The following is an 18,450-nucleotide window of genomic DNA, read 5'->3' as shown; positions in this document are numbered from 1 at the left end:
GATCGAAATTGCTGGTCACTCGTCGCTCCCGCGTCCAAACCCTCTGGACGATAATTCGATATTCATCCAACCCCGCCATAACAGCCATGATTGAACATCAAATGAACTATATTCGCCCGCGCGCCGCCGCAAGGTGGGAAAACAAGGCATGAGCCACGGGCCATCGCCCGATCTGCTCGCTCGTCTGGCGGCGTTGCTGGGACCGAAGGGCTATACGACCGACGCCGATAGCATGGCGCCCTGGCTGACCGACTGGCGCGGCAAATATACCGGACGCGCCGCGGCGATGTTGTCGCCGGCGTCGACCGAAGATGTCGCGGCGATCGTGCGCCTGTGCGCCGCGGAACGGGCGGCGCTGGTGCCGCAGGGCGGCAATAGCGGCATGGTCGGCGGCGCAACCCCCGACTCCGGCGGCAACCAGCTGCTGCTGAGCCTGCGCCGCATGAACCGGATCCGCAGCATCGATGCCGCAGCGCAGATTGCGGTGGCCGAGGCGGGCGTCATTCTGGAGTCCTTTCATCATGCCGCGCTTGCGCACGGGCTGCGTTTTCCGCTGACCCTCGGCGGCAAGGGGTCCGCCACGATCGGCGGCCTGGTGTCGACCAATGCCGGCGGCACGCAGGTGCTGCGCCACGGCACGATGCGCGCGCTCGTCGCGGGGGTCGAGGCGGTCCTGCCCGACGGCAGCATCTTTGACGGCCTCGCGCCGCTCAAGAAAGACAATCGCGGCTACGACCTGCGGCATCTGCTCTGCGGTGCGGAGGGTACGCTTGGCATCGTGACCGCTGCGACGCTGCACCTCGTTCCAGCGGCGATCGCCCGCTGCACCGCCTGGATCGCGATCGATTCGCCGGAACAGGCGCTACGCCTGCTTCGCCAGCTCGACGCCAGCATCGGACGCGAACTTGAAGGGTTCGAGATCATTCCGCACGCCTGCCTGGATGCGGTGCTGCGCCACATTCCACAAACCCGCGCCCCGATTGCCGCGCCGCATCCTTGGTATGTGCTCGCCGAACTCGCGGGCGACAATGAACAGGAATTGAGCGATGCGCTGGAACGCCAACTCGCCGCTGCGATCGATGCGGGGCTGATCAGCGACGTCGTGATCGCCAAAAGCGATCGCGAAAGCGACGATTTCTGGCGCCTGCGCGATTCCATTTCAGAGGCCGAACGCGCCGAGGGGCCGGCGCTGCAGCATGACGTCAGCGTCCCCGTCGACCTGATGCCGACCTTCATCGCCGACAACCCGGCGCGGCTGGCCGCGGCCTTCCCCGGCGCCCGCGCGCTGTCGTTTGGGCATCTTGGCGATGGCAATGTCCACCATCATGTCCAGCCGCCGGTGGGGACCGACGGCGCGGCGTGGCTGGCCGAGCATGGCGCCGGGGTCAGCCGCCTCGTCTATGCGCATGTCATCGAACTCGGCGGTTCGCTGTCCGCCGAGCATGGCATCGGCCAGCTGAAACGCGACGTCATGGCCGAACTCGACAGCCCTGCGCGACTGGCCGCGCTGCGCGCGATCAAGGCCGGCCTCGACCCGGCGGGTATCTTCAATCCCGGCAAGCTGATCGGCTGATGCCGTAACCGCCGCCTATCATCGCCCCCTTGCGCCGCGCGGCGCGGGTCAATAAGGCGCGCTGTTATCTTTTGCGTCCCGGCTGGTCGGGGCGTCCTACCGGAGTTTTGTCATGGCCACTGCGCCCGCCCCTTCCAACCTGCCGCTGTTCTACAAGGATCTGATGCCGCTTTCGAGCGTCGAACATGCCGATTTCCACGCGCGTCCGATGGACAATGCGGATTTCCTGATCAACCAGCACGCGGTTCCGCTGACGTCGGACGAGTTTGTTTCGGCGTGCCGCTTTTTCCCCATCGTCTTTTCGGCGGGCGACAATCCTGTGCCGCTGGCGCTGATGGGCTTGAACGAAGGCGTGAACACCTTCGTCGACGACAATGGCAAGCTGATCAACCCGGTCTATGTTCCTGCCTATGTGCGCCGCTATCCGTTCATGCTGGCCCGGCTGCAGCAGGGTTCGGAAGAATTGTCGCTGTGCTTTGATCCGACCTCGAACGCGATCGGCAAGTTCGACGAAGGCGATGCGCTGTTCGAAAACGGCCAGCCCACCCAGCCGGTCGAGGCGATCCTCGAATTCTGCAAGAATTTCGAAGAAGCGGGCCAGCGCACCGGTCTGTTCATGGAAGAATTGAAAAAGGCCGACCTGCTGATGGAAGGCGAAGTCAGCATCCAGCAGGAAGGCGTCGACAAGCCCTATATCTATCGCGGTTTCCAGATGGTCGACGAGAACAAGCTGCGCGAACTGCGCGGCGACGTGCTGCGCAAGATGATGCAGAACGGCATCCTCGGCCTGATCTTTGCGCATCTTTTCTCGCTGCAACTGATGCGCGAAGTCTTTGCCGAACAGGTCAAAGCTGGCAAGGTGCCGGACATGCAGGAAATGCCCGCGATCTGAGGAGCGTAAAAGCTATGGCTACCCGGGCAGAAACCACCGGCACCGCCGGTTCGCGTTACACCAGGGTGGCCATCTGGCTTCACTGGCTGATCGGACTGGCGGTGATCGCCAATATTGGCCTTGCCATGCTGACCGAAGACATGCCGCGCGAAACGCATCGTGCGGCGATGGATGTGCACAAGGCGCTCGGCATTGCCGTTCTGGGGCTGACCATCGTCCGCATCCTGTGGCGGCTCGGCCACAAACCGCCGCCGCTGCCGACGAAGACGCCAGCCTGGCAACGACTGTTCGCCGGGGTCGTGCATTTCCTGTTCTACGCGTTGCTGATCCTGCTCCCGCTGTCGGGTTGGGTCTGGATGTCCGCCGCGGGTCGCCCGATCGACTTTTTCGGGGTGGCGACCATTCCGACGATCGTCGCGGCGAACGAGGGGCTGGCCGACGTTATGCACGATCGGCATGAGGTGTTGGGGCTCGCGATGCTGGGACTCGCGGCCGTGCACATCCTCGCGGCGCTGAAGCATCAGTTTGTCGATCGCAACGGGCTGATGGGGCGGATGAACCCTATTTGACGCGCCCGGCTGCGGTCACGTCAGAAATCGACGGCGATCCCTTTCAGCTCCCAGTCGCCATAGCGCACCGGATTGCGACCGCCGGGCTGATCCTCGGCCTTTTCCTCGCAGATCGGTTCGGGGCGTGGTACCGGGCTGGCCGTCCATTCGGCGGGCGCCTTCACATGCGCCGGACGCTGCACCGCGCGCGGCGTTCCGCCGATCGTGTCTGTTTCGCTGCGGTCAGTCATAACGCGCATCATATATAGGATTTTTCATGCATCACGCCAGCCTCGCCGAATATCGTCATGGTTGATCGCTCGCGGCGCCCCAGGCAGCGCGGGGGACATGAGCCCGATCCCCCGGGCACCGCGCCGCGCCGCGCTGCGCTGCGGCTGGTCGACGCCATCCTGCGCCGCGGCGATTCACTCGACGTCGCGATGCATGCCGCGGCGCAGGGTCTGACCGGCGCCGACCGCGCCTTTGCCGTGGCGATCGCATCCGAAACCTTGCGGTGGATGGTCGATATCGATGCGCTGATCGACAGCGCGACCGCGCAGACATTGCCCGAAGACGTCAAATCGCGCGCCGTCTTGCGGATCGCCCTGGCGCAGTTGCTCGTGCTCAAAAGCCCTGCGCATGCGGTGGTGGCGACCGCGCTGCCGCTCGTCGCGGGCGGCCCGCGCCGACTGGTCCACGCGATCCTGTCGCGAGCGCAGCAGGACGATTGGCAGCTCCCCGACCGCGCCACCCTGCCGCTGCCCACCGCCGAACGATGGGCCGAACAATGGAGTTTGGCGATCGTCGAAGCGGCGGAGGCCGGGTGGAGTTCGCCGCCGCCGATCGACCTTAGCTTCGCCGCAGAACCGGGCGCCGACGAATGGCCCGATGCCGTGTCGCTCGCACCGCGCCATCGACGCCTGCCGCGCGGCCAGGCGGTCGAGGCGATGCCGGGCTACCGCGAAGGCGGCTGGTGGATTCAAGATCTGGCCGCCAGCCTGCCCGCACGGCTGCTCGGTTCCGGCGACGGACGCACCGTGCTCGACCTGTGCGCGGCCCCCGGTGGCAAGACGATGCAGCTGGCGGCCGCTGGCTGGCATGTCGTCGCGGTCGATTCCAGCGCGAAGCGGCTGGAACGGCTGAGCGCCAATCTGACGCGCACCGGGCTGGCCGCCGATATCGTGCAGGCCGACATCCGGTCATGGACGCCCGCAGAGGCGGCTGACGCGGTGCTGCTCGACGCGCCCTGTTCGGCGACCGGCATCTTCCGCCGACACCCCGACGTGCTGCACCGGGTCGAGCAACGCCAGATTGACGAAATGGCGGTGCTGCAAGGCGAATTGCTCGCGCGCGCCGCGGGCTGGCTGAAGCCCGGCGGTACGCTGATCTACGCCACCTGTTCGCTTGAACGCGCCGAGGGCGAGGAGCAGATCGAAGCCTTTCTCGCGCATCACCCGACATGGCGGATCGATCCCGTGCAGGCGGATGAACTGCCAGATGCGGTGACACCCGACGCAAGCGGGTTCGTCCGCACGCTGCCGGGCGTCCTCGGTGATGTTGGCGGGCTCGACGGTTTCTTTGTCGCCCGGCTGCGCGCGCCTACGGGCTAAACGGCGTGACCGCGTCGGCGTTTTGAAACGTCATCCCGGCGAAGGCCGGGATCTCGCCGGTGCGGTTCGACGACAGGGTGAGATCCCGGCCTTCGCCGGGATGACGAGGAAGAGGAAGCGGCTCTCGCTCAAGGATGATCATCCTCCCGTCGCATTGTCACCCTCAGAACACCGCCTTCGGCGCATCCTCTTTCATCATCGCCGCGCGTACCATCGGGATCGGCGGGCCGCCGTAGGAGAGGAACTCGTCGTGGAAGGCCTTCCACTTGGTCCGGTCGCCTTTCGTCCAGTCTTCGCGAAGCTTGCGGATCATCAGCTTGCCCATTGTGTAGTTGAGGTACAGCGGATCATAGGTACCGCGCGCCGCCTGCTGCCGTGCATTGCCCTCATCCTGATAGCATTGCTCCTTGAACAGCTTTTCGGAGTCCGCGACGGTCATCCCCTTGGTGTGAAGGCCGATCGCGGAGAGGTAACGGCAGTTGCGTAGCAGCGCATTCGACAGCTGACCGATATGCGTTTCGGGATCGCCCTCGCCCAGCCCCGCTTCCCACATCATCTCCTCGGTGTAATGCGCCCAGCCCTCGGCAAAGGCATAGCCGACGAACAGCTTGCCAAAGATACTCTCCGCACGGTTCGAATGGAGGAAGTTGAGGAAGTGGCCCGGCCACACTTCGTGGACCGATGTGAACATCAGATCCTTTCGTCCGGGGACGAACGCATCCTGCGTTGCCTTGTCCCACGCCGGGTCGGGCGGCGAGATGTAATAGACCGATGGCAGCCCTTTTTCATAAGGCCCCGGAATGTCGATATAGGCGCTGTTCTGCCGGTTATACGGTGGTGATTCCTCGACCTTGGCCTGTTCGGTACCCGGAATCGTCACCAGATCTTTCTCGATCAGGAACGCCCGCAGCGTCGGCAACTGGCGCCGCGCCTCGGCGACCGGACCGTCGGCGGCCTTGTCGGCGCCCATTTTCTTCATGCAGTCGCCGATCGTCATCCCCGCGGCATAGGTCGCGCAGGCGGCCTTCAGCGCATCCTGATTGCGCTTGAGATCGGCCTGTCCGATGCGCTCCAGCTCGTCCAGCGGGGTATCGACGCCCTCGTTGGTCAGGATCATCTTCGCAAATTTGTCGGCGCCCAGCGCATAGCCGTCGGGCGTACCCGGCTGCGATCCGACATATTTGGCAAGGTCGCTCATCGCCGCACCGGCTTTGGCGGCGGCCTCGTCAAACTGCTTCTGCAGCGCGGCGTCCTTGACCTCGGCAAAGGCGGCTTTGGCGTCGCCGGTGTAATAATCAGCGAAGCCGCCGAACCCGGCGGTACCATATTTGACGAAGGTCGCGGGCAGCGGCAGCTTCAAATTCGCCTTGATCTGCGCGGCGGCTGCCGGGACTTTCTCGGCATAGGCGATGAACGCCTTCATCCGCGTCGTCGCATCGGCATAGGGCCGTGCGATATAGACATTGGGATCGAGCGCGTCGGTGTAGAAGGCCGGGTTCTTCTGCGCAAAATCGGTGTCGCGAAGGAAGAACAGCTGGCCTTGCGCGACATGGACCAGATAGTCGCGCTCGAATTTTTCGGCGTCGGTCATCGCGCCGTCGAACGTCTTGGCGTCGGCGATCGCCTTTTCCAGATAGGCCGCCTGCTTCTCCAGCCCTTCGGGCGACCAGTCGGGCAGTTGCCCGTCAAACTCATGCTTGCCCTGATAAACCGCGAAATTCGGATTGAGCGGGAAATAACCAGCAAGGAACTGGTCGCGAAATTCGGTCCAGCTTGCTGCGCTCGGCGCGGTCGCGGACTTGTTGTCCGATGCGTTGCACGCGGTCAGCACCAACAGTGCACCAGCCATGGCCGCGCCGCCAAAACGGGTAAATTTGCGTGTCATTCGGCTATCTCCCTGTATTCCCAGCAGCCTGTTACTGGCATTCCTGCTGGCCATTGACATCCGATAATCGACGAACGGCACCAGCAACCCCTCTGGACAGCGACAAAAAGCCGTTTAGGGCGAAGCGCAATGGCGACGATCCCTCCCCCCGAAGGTGTAGAACCGGTCCTGCCGGACGCGACGCCCAAAACGCCGTCCCCACTCAGCTTTCCTGATTATCGCTATTATTGGCTGGCGCGCTTCACGGCGGTGATGGCGACGATGGCGATGGTCGTGGTCATCGGGTACCAGCTCTATGACACCGCGCGCACCGATTACGGCATGTCGATCCGCGAGGCTTCGTTCCAGCTCGGCCTGCTCGGGCTGGTCCAGTTCATACCGCTGGCAATCCTGACCCCGGTGGCGGGTTGGGTCGCCGACCGGTTCGAGCGGCGCAAGGTCGCGATCTTTGCCAATATGATCGACCTCGCCATCGCGGTCCTGCTCGGCTGGTACACCTGGACGGACGGCCTGACCCTGCCGCTGCTCTTTGCCCTCGCCGCGCTGCACGGCGTCGCGCGCGTCTTTGTCGGTCCCGCGATGAGCGCAATCGCGCCGAACATCGTCCCGCCCGCCGTCCTGCCCCGCGCGATCGCGATGAGCAGCATCGCGTGGCAGTCGGCATCGGTCGTGGGCCCCGCTGCGGGCGGGCTGATCTATGCCGCGCATCCCGCGTCGGTCTATGTCTTTTCCGCCATTCTGCTTGCCGTCTCGGCCTTTACGATCAGCCGCGTGCGCCCGGTGCTGCCGCCGCCCAGCGAGGTCCGCCGCCACCCCTTGCGCGAGATGGCCGACGGACTGCAATTCACCTGGCGCGAGCGCTTTCTGCTCGGCACGATCACGCTCGACCTGTTCGCAGTCATCCTGTCGGGTGCGACGGCGCTGCTGCCCGTGTTCGCGCGCGACATTTTGCAGACCGGTTCGGAAGGGCTCGGCTTCCTGCGCGCCGCCCCGGCGGTCGGGGCCGCGATCGTCGCGCTCGGGCTCGCCGTCCGCCCGATCGAACGCAACGTCGGGGTCAAGATGCTGTGGGCGGTGGCCGCCTTCGGTGCCGGGACCGTCGCCTTCGGCTTTTCGACCAACTTCTTCCTCTCGCTCGGCCTGCTCGTGCTGATGGGCGCCGCCGACATGTTCTCGGTCTTTGTCCGCGGGACGCTGATCCAGCTCAACACCCCCGACCATATGCGCGGCCGTGTCAGCGCGGTGTCGGGGCTAGCGATTTCGGCGTCGAACGAGCTTGGCGAGATGCGCGCCGGATCGATGGCGGCGGCCTTCGGCCCGATCCCTGCGATCGTCGTCGGCGGCGTCGCTGCGATCGGCGTCACGGCGCTTTGGGCATGGATATTCCCCGAACTGCGGCGCGCCCGAACCTTTGAACCGCAATTCAAACAGCAGACGCATTAGCGCAATCGGTTCAACGCATTTGCCCATCGGTCTATCTATCCACTATTGTCAATTATTTTAATTGAGTTATTTTGCCTACACCCGTCACCGCGGCTCCCCCTCCCCCTAAAATGGAGCGACCGCCATGCATCACCTGACTATCCAGCACAAAATCCTGACGATCCCCGGCCTCAACAAGAGCGGCCCGACCCACTGGCAAAGCTTGAGGGAACGCCGCTTCGCGCGATGCGAGCGCATCGAGCTTGGGCAATGGGATGCCCCCGACAAAGACCTATGGGTCGACCGGATCGCCGACGCGATCGGCATTGAACCCGATCCGGTCCTGATCGTCGCGCACAGCCTCGGCTGTCACGCTTTTGCCCACTGGTTCGCGGGGGCGAGCAGCGTCGCGCGCGACCGCATTGTCGGCGCGCTGCTCGTTGCCCCGCCCGACCTGACGCAGCTGCGCCGCAATCATCGCATCGCGGGCTTTGCCGATTCGCCCGCGCTGTCATCACAGACGCCGATGATCGTCGTCGCCAGCGACGATGATCCCTACGCGAAAACCGCGCATGTCTGGCGCCTGTCGCGGCATTGGGACGCGCGGTTCGTCAACGCCGGTCCCTTCGGCCATATCAACGCCGACTCGGGCATCGGCGACTGGCCTTATGGACAGTATCTGCTCGCCTCGTTACAACCCGCGCCGACGCCGGTGCTGGCGGACGAGGCCCGCTGGCTCCGCGCCGGCGACTGGCCAAACCGCGTCCGCCGCGACCCGCGTTTCGAATTCAACGAAAGAGCGCACCGATCATGAAAGCCAATTCGATCCTCGATACCATCGGCAACACGCCGCACATCCGTCTGGCCAAGCTGTTTCCGGGCGCCGAAGTCTGGGTGAAGTCGGAACGCAGCAATCCCGGCGGATCAATCAAGGATCGCATCGGCCTCGCGATGATCGAGGCAGCCGAACGCGACGGCAGCCTGAAGGCAGGCGGCACCATCGTCGAGCCGACGTCGGGGAACACCGGCATCGGCCTCGCGATGGCGGCCGCGGTCAAGGGCTACAAGCTTGTCCTCGTCATGCCCGAAAGCATGTCGGTCGAGCGCCGCCGGTTGATGCTCGCCTATGGCGCGACCTTTGATCTGACCCCGCGCGAAAAGGGCATGAAGGGTGCGATCGAGCGCGCGATCGAGCTCGTCGAGACGACCCCCGGCGCGTGGATGCCGCAGCAGTTCGAAAATGAAGCGAACATCGACGTCCATGTCCGCACGACCGGCCCTGAAATCCTCGCCGATTTCAATGACACGCCGATCGACGTGCTGATCACCGGCGTCGGCACCGGCGGCCACATCACCGGCACCGCGCAGTTCCTCAAACAACATTGGCCGAACCTCAAAGTGTTCGCGGTCGAGCCCGAAGCCTCGCCGGTCATCTCGGGCGGCCAGCCTGCGCCGCACCCGATCCAGGGCATCGGCGCGGGCTTCATCCCGCGCAACCTCCACACCGACCTGCTCGACGGGGTGATCAAGGTCGACGCTGGCGCGGCGAAGGATTTCGCCCGCCGCGCCGCGACGGAGGAAGGCATGCTCGTCGGCATCTCGTCGGGCGCCACCCTCGCCGCGATCGCGCAGAAGCTTGCCGAATTGCCGCCCGGCAGCCGCGTGCTCGGCTTCAACTATGACACCGGCGAGCGCTACCTGTCGGTCCCCGATTTCCTGCCGGAGATCTGAGTCCGGTTCATGCGCCCCGATGGCGATCAAGCAGCGTGGCCAATATGGCGCGACTGGTCCGGTTGGCTGTTCGTGCTGCTGGCCGCGGCCGCGATCGCGCTCGTCCTTTATGTCAGCGACCGGAGCTCCGAGCGGGCCTTGGCCGCACGCCCGCACCCGGTCGCGCCGCCTGCCGACGTCGTCCCCGACGTGCTGCCGATGGAATTCGCCCCGGTCGCAGAGGACGACGCCCGCGCTGCCAACGCGCGCATCGCGCTGATCACAAAGGGCTTCATTGCCCCGCGCCCCTTCATCTACGCCGGAAATGGCGATGCCAAGGCGCGCGCACGCGACTGCCTCGCCGCCGCGATGATCTACGAAGCGGGCGACGACGCCAGGGGGCAGCAGGCGGTCGGACAGGTGGTGATCAATCGCGCCCGCCATCCCGCCTTCCCCAAATCGATCTGCGGGGTGGTATTTCAGGGCTCCGAACGCGTCACCGGCTGCCAGTTCACCTTCACCTGCGACGGCGCGCTAAGCCGGCGCTATTCGGACGCGGCATGGCAGCGCGCGCGCAACAACGCCGACCTGATGCTGTCGGGCGGAACCTACCCGCCCGTCGGGCTCGCAACCCACTATCACACCGACTGGGTGCGCCCCTATTGGAGCGACAGCCTCGAAAAGATCGCGATCGTCGACACGCATCTGTTCTTCCGCTGGCCGGGCTATTGGGGCACGCCCGGCGCCTTCCGCGGCGCCGTCTCAGGCGGCGACGGGCCGGTCGCAAAGCTCGCCGCTATCTCGCCGCTGCATGCGATGGCGCTCGGACTGCCGACCGAGCTCGCGACCGGCGTCGATGCCAATGCCGCGGTGGGCGAAGCGCGCGTCGTGGCAGGTGCGGGCGAAAGCGCAGGCCGCGACACCATCTACACCCAGCTCGACCGCAGGGCGGCGCCCGAAAGCTTCGTCACCACCGCGCTGCGCCTGTGCGGCGACAAGCCCTATTGCAAGTTCATGGGCTGGACCAACCCGGTCCTGAAACCCGACAGCGACTCGATGAGCGACACGCAGCGCGCCGCGATGAGCTTTTCCTACCTCCGCGACGACAAGGCCGGGTTCGAAAAGGCGCTGTGGAATTGCAGCGAATATAAGCGCGACGATGTGCGGCAGTGCATGAAGCGGTAGGATGCGGGTGGCTGCTTAGGGGTGGGGCGACGGCGACTATCGGTCGAACCGCCCCGTGCCCTACCCATGCGGCTTGATCAGATATTTCTCGCCCGTACGCTTCGCATTATAGGCCTGCGCCGTATCGACATCGAGCGCGCCGATCAGCGAAACTTCGTGGCTGTAGTGGCTCTTGAACGTCGTCGTCAGCTCGTCGACCACGCGCTTGCGCATCCGGCCGACGACCTCCATCCCCGCTTTCGCCATGAAGGGGGTCAGCAGGAAGCCGCCGAGCGCCCAGGTCAGCCCGAAGCTGCGCGCCGAGAAGGTCGTCGGCGACAAGTCGAGAGCGCCATAGATATAGACCTGTTTGAACGCGTCGGACCCATAGCGGCTGTATGTCGTCATCTTCTTGACCGCAGCGGCTTCCATTGCGGTCAGGATCTGTCCCGCCAGCTTGCCGCCGCCCGTTGCGTCGAAGCCGATCGTCGCGCCCGTCTCGACGATCGCGTCGATCAGACGGTCCATGAAATCGTCAGCGCTGCTGTTGACGACATATTGCGCCCCGATGCCCTTCAATATGTCGACCTGCGCGTCGCTGCGCACGATGTTGACCAGCGGGATGCCGTCCTTCGCGCAAATCTTGACGAGCATCTGGCCCAGGTTCGACGCCGCTGCGGTGTGGACGATCGCGCTATGGCCTTCCATGCGCATCGTCTCGGTAAAGGCGAGGCTGGTCAGCGGATTGACGAAGCACGACGCACCGTCGGCGGGGTCGGTCCCGTCGGGCAGCGGCATGACCATCTGCACCGGCAGGCAGCGATATTCGGCGTACATCTCACCGCCGAGCAGCGCGACGGTCTTGCCAATCAGCGCCTGCGCTTCGGGCGATGTGCCCGCCGCGACGACGGTGCCGCATCCTTCGTTGCCGATCGCCATCGCTTCGCCGACGCGTCCCGCCATCGCGCGCATTCCCGCGCGCGGCACATCGGCGGTGAGCACGGGCAGCCCGTCCTGCGTCGTGGCGCGCGCCGTCGACATGTCGGCGCCGCCGAACAACAGGCCGAGGTCCGACGGGTTGATCGGCGCCGCCAGCACTTTCACCAGCACCTCATGCGGCTTGGGGGTCGGCATCGGCCGCCGCGCCAGCGACACCTCGAGCTGGCCCTCGGGCTTCACGAGCGTCAGCATGGTGAGGTTTGTTTCAGGCAGGTCGGTCATCGCAGGTCTCCCGTGTTCGGTTTCTGGATGAAACGGATTAGAATGCCTCATCAAAGCTGGCAATCGCAAACCGTCGAACGTGTCGTCTGCCTTGTGTCGGAAAGCGGCCGTTCCAATAAACCGTCGCCCCCGCGAAGGCGGGGGCCGCAACCGGCATTGTCCTTCGTCGCTGCGTAAACCGCCAGCTTCCCCCGCCTTCGCGGGGGCGACGGCGACTGTAGGTAGAAACCAGATGTTTCAGCGATGAAACGCCAAGCTATGCGGCCTCAAACCCCGCCGCCAGTCGCAACACCTCGCCCGCCAGCTCCTTCCGGCAAACCAGCAAATCGGGCAGGTAGGTGTCGGGCTTATTGTAGCGGATCGGCGATCCATCGACGCGGCTGACGTGCAGCCCTGCCGCCTGCGCAACCGCGACCGGGGCGCAATTGTCCCACTCATATTGGCCACCGGTGTGGAGGTAGATGTCGGCCTCACCGCGCACGACGGCCATCGCTTTTGCCCCTGCCGACCCCATGCCGACCAGTTCTGCGCCGACCCTTTCGGCAACAAACACCGCTTCGGCAGCGGGCCGCGTACGGCTGACCAGCATCCGCAGCGGACTGTTCGCGGGGCGGAGCGGAACCGGCGCGCCTGAGGTCAGCGTGATGCCGAGCCCGGGCAGCGCCACCGCGCCGACCGTCGCCACGCCATCGACAGCGAGCGCAACATGCACCGCCCAGTCGTCGCGTCCCTCGCCATATTCGCGCGTACCGTCGAGCGGGTCGATGATCCACACGCGCGCGTTATTCCGGCGCGCGAGGTTGTCCTTTTCCTCTTCGGACAAGAGCGCGTCGCCGGGGCGTGTGGCGCGAATTTCGCGGCACAGCATCGCATTCGCTTGCTCATCGCCCGCCTTGCCCAGCGCCTTGCCTTCAAACTCTCCGAGCGCGCGCAGGTCGAGCAGGATCGCACCCGCTGTGGTCGCGAGCCGTTCGGCCAGTTGCTCGTCGCTTTCCCCCGCGGTCATGTCTATCCCAGCAAGCGATCAATGATCAGGTCTGCGGCTTCCTCGGGCGTCATCGCAGTTGTGTCGATACGAATTTCGGGATTCTCGGGCGCCTCATAGGGGCTGTCGATCCCGGTGAAATTCTTGAGCTGCCCGGCGCGCGCCTTTTTGTAGAGGCCTTTGACGTCCCGGCGTTCGGCTTCGGCGAGCGGCGTATCGATAAACACCTCGATGAACTCGCCCGCGGGCAGCATCGCGCGCACCATCTCCCGCTCGGCGCGGAAGGGCGAGATGAAGGCGGTGATGACGATCAGCCCGGCATCGGTCATCAGCTTCGCAACCTCGCCGACGCGGCGGATATTTTCGATCCGGTCGGCCTCGGTAAACCCGAGGTCGCGGTTCAGCCCATGCCGGACATTGTCACCGTCGAGCAGGAAGCTGTGCCGGTTCATCCGGTGCAGCTTCTTTTCGACCAGATTGGCGATCGTCGACTTGCCCGATCCCGACAGGCCGGTGAACCAGAGCAGCGCGGGGCGCTGGTTTTTCAGGTTCGCGCGCATGTCGCGGTCGACGTCGCTTGCCTGCCAATGGACATTTTGGGCGCGGCGGAGGCTGAAGTGCAGCATGCCCGCGGCGACGGTCGCGTTGGTGAGCTTGTCGATCAGGATGAAGCCACCGAGCGTGCGGTTGTCGCCATAGGCTTCGAATGTGATCGGCTTATCGGTCGACAGCTCGACGACACCGATACCGTTGAGGTCGAGCGTCTTTGCCGCGAGATGGTCGAGCGTGTTGACGTTGATCTCATATTTCGGCGCCTGCACCGTTGCCGACACGCTCTGCGTCGCGAGCTTCAGCCAATAGGCGCGCCCCGGGATCATCGCCTCATCGGCCATCCAGACGAGCGTCGCCTCGAACTGGTCGGCGGCTTCGGGCGGATTGTCGGCGGCAGCGATCACGTCACCGCGCGAGCAATCGACTTCGTCGGCCAGCGTCAGCGTCACCGACTGACCCGCGACGGCTTCATCGAGATTGCCACCGAGCGTGACGATGCGGTCGACCGTCGTCGTCTTGCCGCTCGGCAGGATGCGTACGGCATCGCCGGGGCGAACCTTGCCGCTCGCAAGCTGACCCGAGAAGCCGCGGAAATCCAGGTTCGGGCGGTTGACCCATTGCACCGGCAGACGGAACGGCTTGGCTTCATCGGCGGCGGCGCCGATCTCAACATTCTCGAGATGCTCGATCAGCGCGGGCCCCTTGAACCAAGGCATATTGTCCGACAGCGCGGTAATATTGTCGCCCTTGAAGCCCGAGATCGGGATCGCGGTGAAGTTGGTGATGCCAATCTCGCTCGCAAACGCCCGATAACTCAGCAAAATGCGCTCGAACACCGTCTTGTCGTAACCAACAAGGTCCATCTTGTTCACCGCGAGCACGATATGCTTGATGCCGATCAGGTGCGCGAGAAAGCTGTGGCGGCGCGTCTGGGTGAGCACGCCCTTGCGCGCGTCGATCAGGATGACGGCAAGATCGGCGGTCGAGGCGCCGGTGACCATGTTGCGCGTATATTGTTCGTGCCCCGGCGTGTCGGCGACGATGAACTTACGCTTCTCGGTCGTGAAAAAGCGGTAGGCGACGTCGATCGTGATCCCCTGCTCGCGCTCGGCGGCGAGGCCGTCGACGAGCAGCGCAAAGTCGATCTCCTGCCCCTGCGTGCCGACGCGCTTGCTGTCGGCTTCGAGCGCGGCAAGCTGGTCCTCGAAGATCATCTTGCTGTCGTAAAGCAGCCGCCCGATCAGCGTCGATTTGCCGTCGTCGACCGAGCCGCAGGTGATGAAGCGCAGCAGCGACTTCTTCTCATGCCCTGCGAGATAGGCGTCGATGTCCTCGGCAATGAGTGCGTCGGTGACGTAAACAGGGTCGGCCATCAGAAATACCCCTCCTGCTTCTTTTTCTCCATCGATGCATCGCCGCCATCCTTGTCGATGATCCGGCCCTGCCGTTCGCTGGTGGTCGTCAGCAGCATTTCCTGAATGACTTCGCTTAGCGTCGATGCCTCGCTCTCGACCGCGCCCGTCAGGGGATAGCAGCCGAGGGTGCGGAAACGCACCGATCGCTCGACCGGCACCTCGCCGTCCTTCAACGGAAAACGATCATCGTCGACCATCAGCAGCAAGCCGTCGCGCTCCACCGTCGGGCGCGGCGCGGCGAAATAAAGCGGCACGATCGGGATATTCTCGCGCGCGATATATTGCCAGATGTCGAGCTCGGTCCAGTTCGAGATCGGGAAGACGCGGATACTCTCGCCCTTCGCCTTGCGCGCATTGTAGAGGTTCCACAGTTCGGGCCGCTGCTTCTTGGGATCCCAGCCGTGGCTCGCGGTGCGGAACGAGAAGATGCGCTCCTTGGCGCGGCTCTTTTCCTCGTCGCGGCGCGCGCCGCCGAAGGCGACGTCGAAGCCGTGTAGGTCGAGCGCCTGCTTGAGCCCCTCGGTCTTCCACATGTCGGTGTGCAGCGGGCCATGGTCGAACGGGTTGATCCCGCGCTCCTTGGCTTCCGGGTTCTGATAGACGATGAGTTCCATGCCCGATTCCGCGGCCATCCGGTCGCGCAATTCGTACATCGCCTTGAATTTCCACGTCGTATCGACATGGAGCAACGGGAACGGCGGCGGCGAGGGATAGAAGGCCTTGCGCGCGAGATGCAGCATCACCGCGCTGTCCTTGCCCACGCTGTAGAGCATCACGGGCTTGGCCGCGTCGGCCATCACTTCGCGCATGATATGAATGCTCTCGGCCTCGAGCCGGTCGAGATGGGTCAGCGTATCGATCATGCCCCGCCCTTGCCTCCGCGTCTCAGGACGATCAAGCTGTATGGCCTTTTGCCCGTACAAGCCAGACTTGTGCGGGCGACCTCATGCCGCGGCGTCGACCCGTGTCCGGCGCCAATCGGCGGCAATGGCCCTCACCATTTCGCGAGCATGCACCAGCCGCGGATCGACATCGGGTAGCGACGCCCATGCCGGGTCGACGAGCAGCCCCAGCTCGCGCCGGAAATCATAACCCGTAACCTTCAGCGGGACGATGCCTTCGATCGCCAGCGACACCGGCGCGGTGGTGATGCCGATCCCTGCTGCGACCATGCGCAGGCAGCGCTCGTCGCTTTCGCTGCGCAGGGCAAAGCGGGGGCGGACGCCGTGGCGCGTGAAGAAGCGGCTCGTCGCGCCCAGAAATTCGCATGCGCGGCGCGCGATCATCGTTTCGGCGGCCAATTCCTCGGGACCAACCGCGATACGCCCCGCCAGCGGATGATCTGCCGCGATGAACATGGCGAGCGGCTCGTCATAGAGCGGGACCACATGCGCGCCTTGCTCGCCCGTTCGCAGCGGCACCAGCGCCATGTTGATCCGCCCGCTGCCGAGTGCGGCGCGCAGCTCGGAATCGCTGTTTTCAATGATTTCGATGGCAAAGCCGGGTCGCAAGGCAGCGATGATCGCTTGCAACAACTCGGCGGGCGCCGAGCGGATCACGCCGAATTTCAGCTCGGTCACCGACCGGTCGCTATCGCGGCCGAAATCATCAGCCGCCTTGAAACCGCGCTCCAGGTCGCGCGCGATTGGCAGGAAGCGCCCGCCCGCCTCGGTCAGGCGGATCTGGCGCCGGTTGCGGATGAAAAGCGGCGCTCCGGTCAGCTTTTCCAGTTCGGCGACCCCGGCGGACAGCGCCGGTTGCGTCACGCGGATTCGCAGAGCGGCTTGGGTGAAGCTGCCGGCATCGACGACGGCCAGGAACTGGCGAATATGCGCGCGCTTTATCATAGATTTTACTTATGCGAAATCTATCGGCCTTTCAATTTCCATATGCTGGACAAATCGGGCAGTATCGCGCCTGTCCTTCCTCAACCGATAGGTCCCCCATGCGCGCCACCCCCGATTTCGATTTCGCGCTCGGCGAAACCGCCGACATGATCCGCGACACCACCGCCCGCTTCGCCGACGAACAGATCGCCCCGCTCGCCGCCAAGGCCGACGCCGACGACTGGTTCCCGCGTGACGAACTCTGGACGCAGATGGGTGAGCTGGGGCTCCACGGCATCACGGTCGAGGAAGAATCTGGCGGCCTCGGCCTCGGCTATCTCGAACATGTCATCGCGGTCGAAGAGGTATCGCGGGCATCGGGTGCGATCGGCCTGTCCTACGGCGCGCATTCGAACCTGTGCGTCAACCAGATCCGCCGCTGGGGTAATGCCGAACAGAAAGCGAAATACCTGCCCAAGCTAATTTCGGGCGAGCATGTCGGCAGCTTGGCAATGTCCGAAGCGGGCGCGGGCAGCGACGTCGTATCGATGAAGCTGAAAGCGGAGCGGGTTCAGGGCGGCTATGTCCTCAACGGCACCAAATTTTGGATCACCAACGCGAGCCATGCCGACACGCTGGTCGTTTATGCCAAGACCAGCCCCGAGGCCGGGTCGCGCGGCATCACCGCCTTCCTGATCGAAAAGGATATGCCGGGGTTCAGCATCGGGCAAAAGATCGACAAGGTCGGGATGCGCGGTTCGCCGACCGCCGAGCTGGTGTTCACCGACTGCGAAGTGTCCGAAGAACAGGTCATGGGCCCCGAGAACGGCGGCGTCGGCGTCCTGATGTCGGGGCTCGACTATGAGCGCGTCGTGCTCGCCGGGCTCCAGCTTGGCATCATGCAGGCGTGCCTCGACACCGTCATTCCCTATGTTCGTGAACGCAAGCAGTTCGGCAAACCGATTGGGTCGTTCCAGCTGATGCAGGCCAAGGTCGCCGACATGTATGTGATGCTCCAGTCGGCGCGCTCCTATGTCTATAACGTCGCCAAGGCGTGCGATGCCGGGCAGACGACGCGCTTCGACGCCGCGGGAGCGATCCTGCTCGCGAGCGAGAATGCGGTGAAGGTCGCGGGCGAAGCGATCCAGGCGCTCGGCGGCGCGGGCTATACCAAGGACTGGCCGGTCGAGCGCTACTGGCGCGACGCCAAGCTGCTCGACATCGGCGCGGGGACCAACGAGATCCGCCGCATGCTGATCGGCCGCGAACTCATCGGCGCCGGCGCATGATCTGGCTCTGGCTGTCGGCGGCCTTCATGGCGACGACGGCGCTGGTGCACGGCGCACTGGGCGAAAAGCGGCTGATCCGGCCGCTGCTCGAACTCGATCAGGGCATCATGGCGGTCCTCCTCGCGCGCCGCGTGTTTCGCTTCGCCTGGCACGCGATGTCGCTGCTGATGCTGGTGTCAGCGGCCACGGTGGTATGGCCGGGGACACCGCGCGCGCTGATCCAGCTGGTCGGCGCGGCGTGGGTCGCGGTCGGGCTCGCCGACGCGCTCTATACCCGCGGGCAGCATATTGGCTGGCCGATCCTGACGCTTTCGGGCGTGTTCGCACTGATCGGCGGCAGCGGGTGAGCGGTGGCTTG

18 protein-coding genes are annotated in these 18,450 nt (G+C 64.8%); 10 read left to right on the top strand and 8 right to left on the bottom strand.

Going from position 1 to position 18,450, the window contains the following annotated elements; all coding sequences use genetic code 11:
* Positions 1–148: 148 nt before the first annotated feature.
* From G9408_RS04190 to G9408_RS04180, 3 genes are all read left to right on the top strand, one after another.
* Positions 149–1,573 carry an FAD-binding oxidoreductase gene (locus tag G9408_RS04190; RefSeq protein ID WP_168452812.1) on the top strand — a complete coding sequence of 475 codons (1,425 nt, stop codon included), beginning with the start codon at positions 149–151 and terminating at the stop codon, positions 1,571–1,573.
* Positions 1,574–1,685: 112 nt separating this feature from the next.
* Positions 1,686–2,465, top strand: a complete 780-nt coding sequence (locus G9408_RS04185; protein WP_120216324.1) for a SapC family protein — start codon at positions 1,686–1,688, stop codon at positions 2,463–2,465.
* A gap of 14 nt (positions 2,466–2,479) precedes the next feature.
* Positions 2,480–3,034 carry a cytochrome b gene (locus G9408_RS04180; protein ID WP_168452811.1) on the top strand — a complete coding sequence of 185 codons (555 nt, stop codon included), beginning with the start codon at positions 2,480–2,482 and terminating at the stop codon, positions 3,032–3,034.
* A gap of 20 nt (positions 3,035–3,054) precedes the next feature.
* On the opposite strand, the gene G9408_RS04175 is transcribed toward G9408_RS04180, so the two are convergent.
* Entirely contained in the window at positions 3,055–3,264 is a 210-nt protein-coding gene (locus G9408_RS04175; protein ID WP_120218181.1) for a DUF1674 domain-containing protein, read from the bottom strand.
* A 57-nt stretch (positions 3,265–3,321) separates the two neighbouring features.
* On the opposite strand from G9408_RS04175, the gene G9408_RS04170 reads away from it, so the two are divergent.
* On the top strand, positions 3,322–4,623 hold the full coding sequence (locus tag G9408_RS04170) for an RsmB/NOP family class I SAM-dependent RNA methyltransferase (RefSeq protein ID WP_168452810.1): 1,302 nt from the start codon (positions 3,322–3,324) through the stop codon (positions 4,621–4,623).
* Here the strand turns inward: G9408_RS04170 and G9408_RS04165 are convergent.
* Both G9408_RS04165 and G9408_RS04160 read right to left on the bottom strand, forming a co-directional pair.
* Complete coding sequence (locus G9408_RS04165) at positions 4,613–4,765, bottom strand: hypothetical protein (RefSeq protein WP_168452809.1); 153 nt, start codon at positions 4,763–4,765, stop codon at positions 4,613–4,615. The two genes, G9408_RS04170 and G9408_RS04165, sit on opposite strands and share 11 nt — an antisense overlap.
* A gap of 21 nt (positions 4,766–4,786) precedes the next feature.
* On the bottom strand, positions 4,787–6,508 hold the full coding sequence (locus G9408_RS04160; protein ID WP_168452808.1) for a DUF885 domain-containing protein: 1,722 nt from the start codon (positions 6,506–6,508) through the stop codon (positions 4,787–4,789).
* 129 nt (positions 6,509–6,637) lie between these two features.
* Here G9408_RS04160 and G9408_RS04155 point away from each other — a divergent pair, with 129 nt between their 5' ends.
* The 4 genes from G9408_RS04155 to G9408_RS04140 all read left to right on the top strand — a co-directional run bounded on the left by G9408_RS04155 (position 6,638) and on the right by G9408_RS04140 (position 10,825).
* On the top strand, positions 6,638–7,951 hold the full coding sequence (locus G9408_RS04155) for an MFS transporter (protein WP_168452807.1): 1,314 nt from the start codon (positions 6,638–6,640) through the stop codon (positions 7,949–7,951).
* A 124-nt stretch (positions 7,952–8,075) separates the two neighbouring features.
* Positions 8,076–8,744 (top strand): RBBP9/YdeN family alpha/beta hydrolase, encoded by a 669-nt coding sequence (locus tag G9408_RS04150; protein WP_168452806.1) that lies wholly within the window; start codon positions 8,076–8,078, stop codon positions 8,742–8,744.
* A complete protein-coding gene (gene cysK / locus G9408_RS04145; RefSeq protein WP_168452805.1) occupies positions 8,741–9,661 on the top strand; it encodes a cysteine synthase A in 921 nt (306 codons plus the stop codon). Before G9408_RS04150 ends, cysK begins: the two co-directional genes overlap by 4 nt.
* Positions 9,662–9,670: 9 nt before the next feature.
* The gene (locus G9408_RS04140) at positions 9,671–10,825 is read left to right on the top strand and encodes a cell wall hydrolase (RefSeq protein ID WP_168452804.1); all 1,155 of its coding nucleotides are present in this window, start codon (positions 9,671–9,673) and stop codon (positions 10,823–10,825) included.
* Between the two features lie 60 nt (positions 10,826–10,885).
* Here the strand turns inward: G9408_RS04140 and G9408_RS04135 are convergent, their stop codons facing one another.
* The 5 genes from G9408_RS04135 to G9408_RS04115 form a co-directional block, all read right to left on the bottom strand.
* The gene (locus tag G9408_RS04135; protein ID WP_168452803.1) at positions 10,886–12,025 is read right to left on the bottom strand and encodes a zinc-binding dehydrogenase; all 1,140 of its coding nucleotides are present in this window, start codon (positions 12,023–12,025) and stop codon (positions 10,886–10,888) included.
* A gap of 256 nt (positions 12,026–12,281) precedes the next feature.
* A complete protein-coding gene (locus tag G9408_RS04130; RefSeq protein WP_168452802.1) occupies positions 12,282–13,031 on the bottom strand; it encodes a 3'(2'),5'-bisphosphate nucleotidase CysQ in 750 nt (249 codons plus the stop codon).
* A 2-nt stretch (positions 13,032–13,033) separates the two neighbouring features.
* Entirely contained in the window at positions 13,034–14,935 is a 1,902-nt protein-coding gene (gene cysN, locus G9408_RS04125; RefSeq protein WP_168452801.1) for a sulfate adenylyltransferase subunit CysN, read from the bottom strand.
* Entirely contained in the window at positions 14,935–15,840 is a 906-nt protein-coding gene (gene cysD, locus G9408_RS04120) for a sulfate adenylyltransferase subunit CysD (protein WP_168452800.1), read from the bottom strand. The genes cysN and cysD overlap by 1 nt, the downstream gene beginning before the upstream one ends.
* Positions 15,841–15,921: 81 nt before the next feature.
* Complete coding sequence (locus G9408_RS04115; RefSeq protein ID WP_168452799.1) at positions 15,922–16,824, bottom strand: LysR family transcriptional regulator; 903 nt, start codon at positions 16,822–16,824, stop codon at positions 15,922–15,924.
* Between the two features lie 98 nt (positions 16,825–16,922).
* On the opposite strand from G9408_RS04115, the gene G9408_RS04110 reads away from it, so the two are divergent.
* Positions 16,923–18,092 carry an isovaleryl-CoA dehydrogenase gene (locus tag G9408_RS04110; protein ID WP_168452798.1) on the top strand — a complete coding sequence of 390 codons (1,170 nt, stop codon included), beginning with the start codon at positions 16,923–16,925 and terminating at the stop codon, positions 18,090–18,092.
* Positions 18,089–18,439, top strand: a complete 351-nt coding sequence (locus G9408_RS04105) for a hypothetical protein (protein WP_168452797.1) — start codon at positions 18,089–18,091, stop codon at positions 18,437–18,439. The genes G9408_RS04110 and G9408_RS04105 overlap by 4 nt, the downstream gene beginning before the upstream one ends.
* The last annotated feature ends 11 nt before the right edge of the window (positions 18,440–18,450 follow it).

The sequence above is a fragment of the Sphingopyxis microcysteis genome (genome assembly GCF_012274265.1).
In the GTDB taxonomy this organism is placed as follows: Bacteria; Pseudomonadota; Alphaproteobacteria; order Sphingomonadales; family Sphingomonadaceae; genus Sphingopyxis; species Sphingopyxis microcysteis.
The sequence above is the reverse complement of the archived record's forward strand: the minus strand, read 5'-3'. Positions and strand labels throughout refer to the sequence as shown.

Coding starts and splice junctions, on each gene's coding strand:
- cysN (WP_168452801.1), bottom strand. CDS start 14,935: ATGGCCGACCCTGTTTACGTCACCGACGCACTCATTGCCGAGGACATC.
- G9408_RS04175 (WP_120218181.1), bottom strand. CDS start 3,264: ATGACTGACCGCAGCGAAACAGACACGATCGGCGGAACGCCGCGCGCG.
- G9408_RS04130 (WP_168452802.1), bottom strand. CDS start 13,031: ATGACCGCGGGGGAAAGCGACGAGCAACTGGCCGAACGGCTCGCGACC.
- G9408_RS04135 (WP_168452803.1), bottom strand. CDS start 12,025: ATGACCGACCTGCCTGAAACAAACCTCACCATGCTGACGCTCGTGAAG.
- G9408_RS04115 (WP_168452799.1), bottom strand. CDS start 16,824: ATGATAAAGCGCGCGCATATTCGCCAGTTCCTGGCCGTCGTCGATGCC.
- G9408_RS04165 (WP_168452809.1), bottom strand. CDS start 4,765: ATGATCATCCTTGAGCGAGAGCCGCTTCCTCTTCCTCGTCATCCCGGC.
- G9408_RS04170 (WP_168452810.1), top strand. CDS start 3,322: ATGGTTGATCGCTCGCGGCGCCCCAGGCAGCGCGGGGGACATGAGCCC.
- G9408_RS04160 (WP_168452808.1), bottom strand. CDS start 6,508: ATGACACGCAAATTTACCCGTTTTGGCGGCGCGGCCATGGCTGGTGCA.
- G9408_RS04190 (WP_168452812.1), top strand. CDS start 149: ATGAGCCACGGGCCATCGCCCGATCTGCTCGCTCGTCTGGCGGCGTTG.
- cysD (WP_168452800.1), bottom strand. CDS start 15,840: ATGATCGATACGCTGACCCATCTCGACCGGCTCGAGGCCGAGAGCATT.
- cysK (WP_168452805.1), top strand. CDS start 8,741: ATGAAAGCCAATTCGATCCTCGATACCATCGGCAACACGCCGCACATC.
- G9408_RS04180 (WP_168452811.1), top strand. CDS start 2,480: ATGGCTACCCGGGCAGAAACCACCGGCACCGCCGGTTCGCGTTACACC.
- G9408_RS04185 (WP_120216324.1), top strand. CDS start 1,686: ATGGCCACTGCGCCCGCCCCTTCCAACCTGCCGCTGTTCTACAAGGAT.
- G9408_RS04110 (WP_168452798.1), top strand. CDS start 16,923: ATGCGCGCCACCCCCGATTTCGATTTCGCGCTCGGCGAAACCGCCGAC.
- G9408_RS04155 (WP_168452807.1), top strand. CDS start 6,638: ATGGCGACGATCCCTCCCCCCGAAGGTGTAGAACCGGTCCTGCCGGAC.
- G9408_RS04150 (WP_168452806.1), top strand. CDS start 8,076: ATGCATCACCTGACTATCCAGCACAAAATCCTGACGATCCCCGGCCTC.
- G9408_RS04105 (WP_168452797.1), top strand. CDS start 18,089: ATGATCTGGCTCTGGCTGTCGGCGGCCTTCATGGCGACGACGGCGCTG.
- G9408_RS04140 (WP_168452804.1), top strand. CDS start 9,671: ATGCGCCCCGATGGCGATCAAGCAGCGTGGCCAATATGGCGCGACTGG.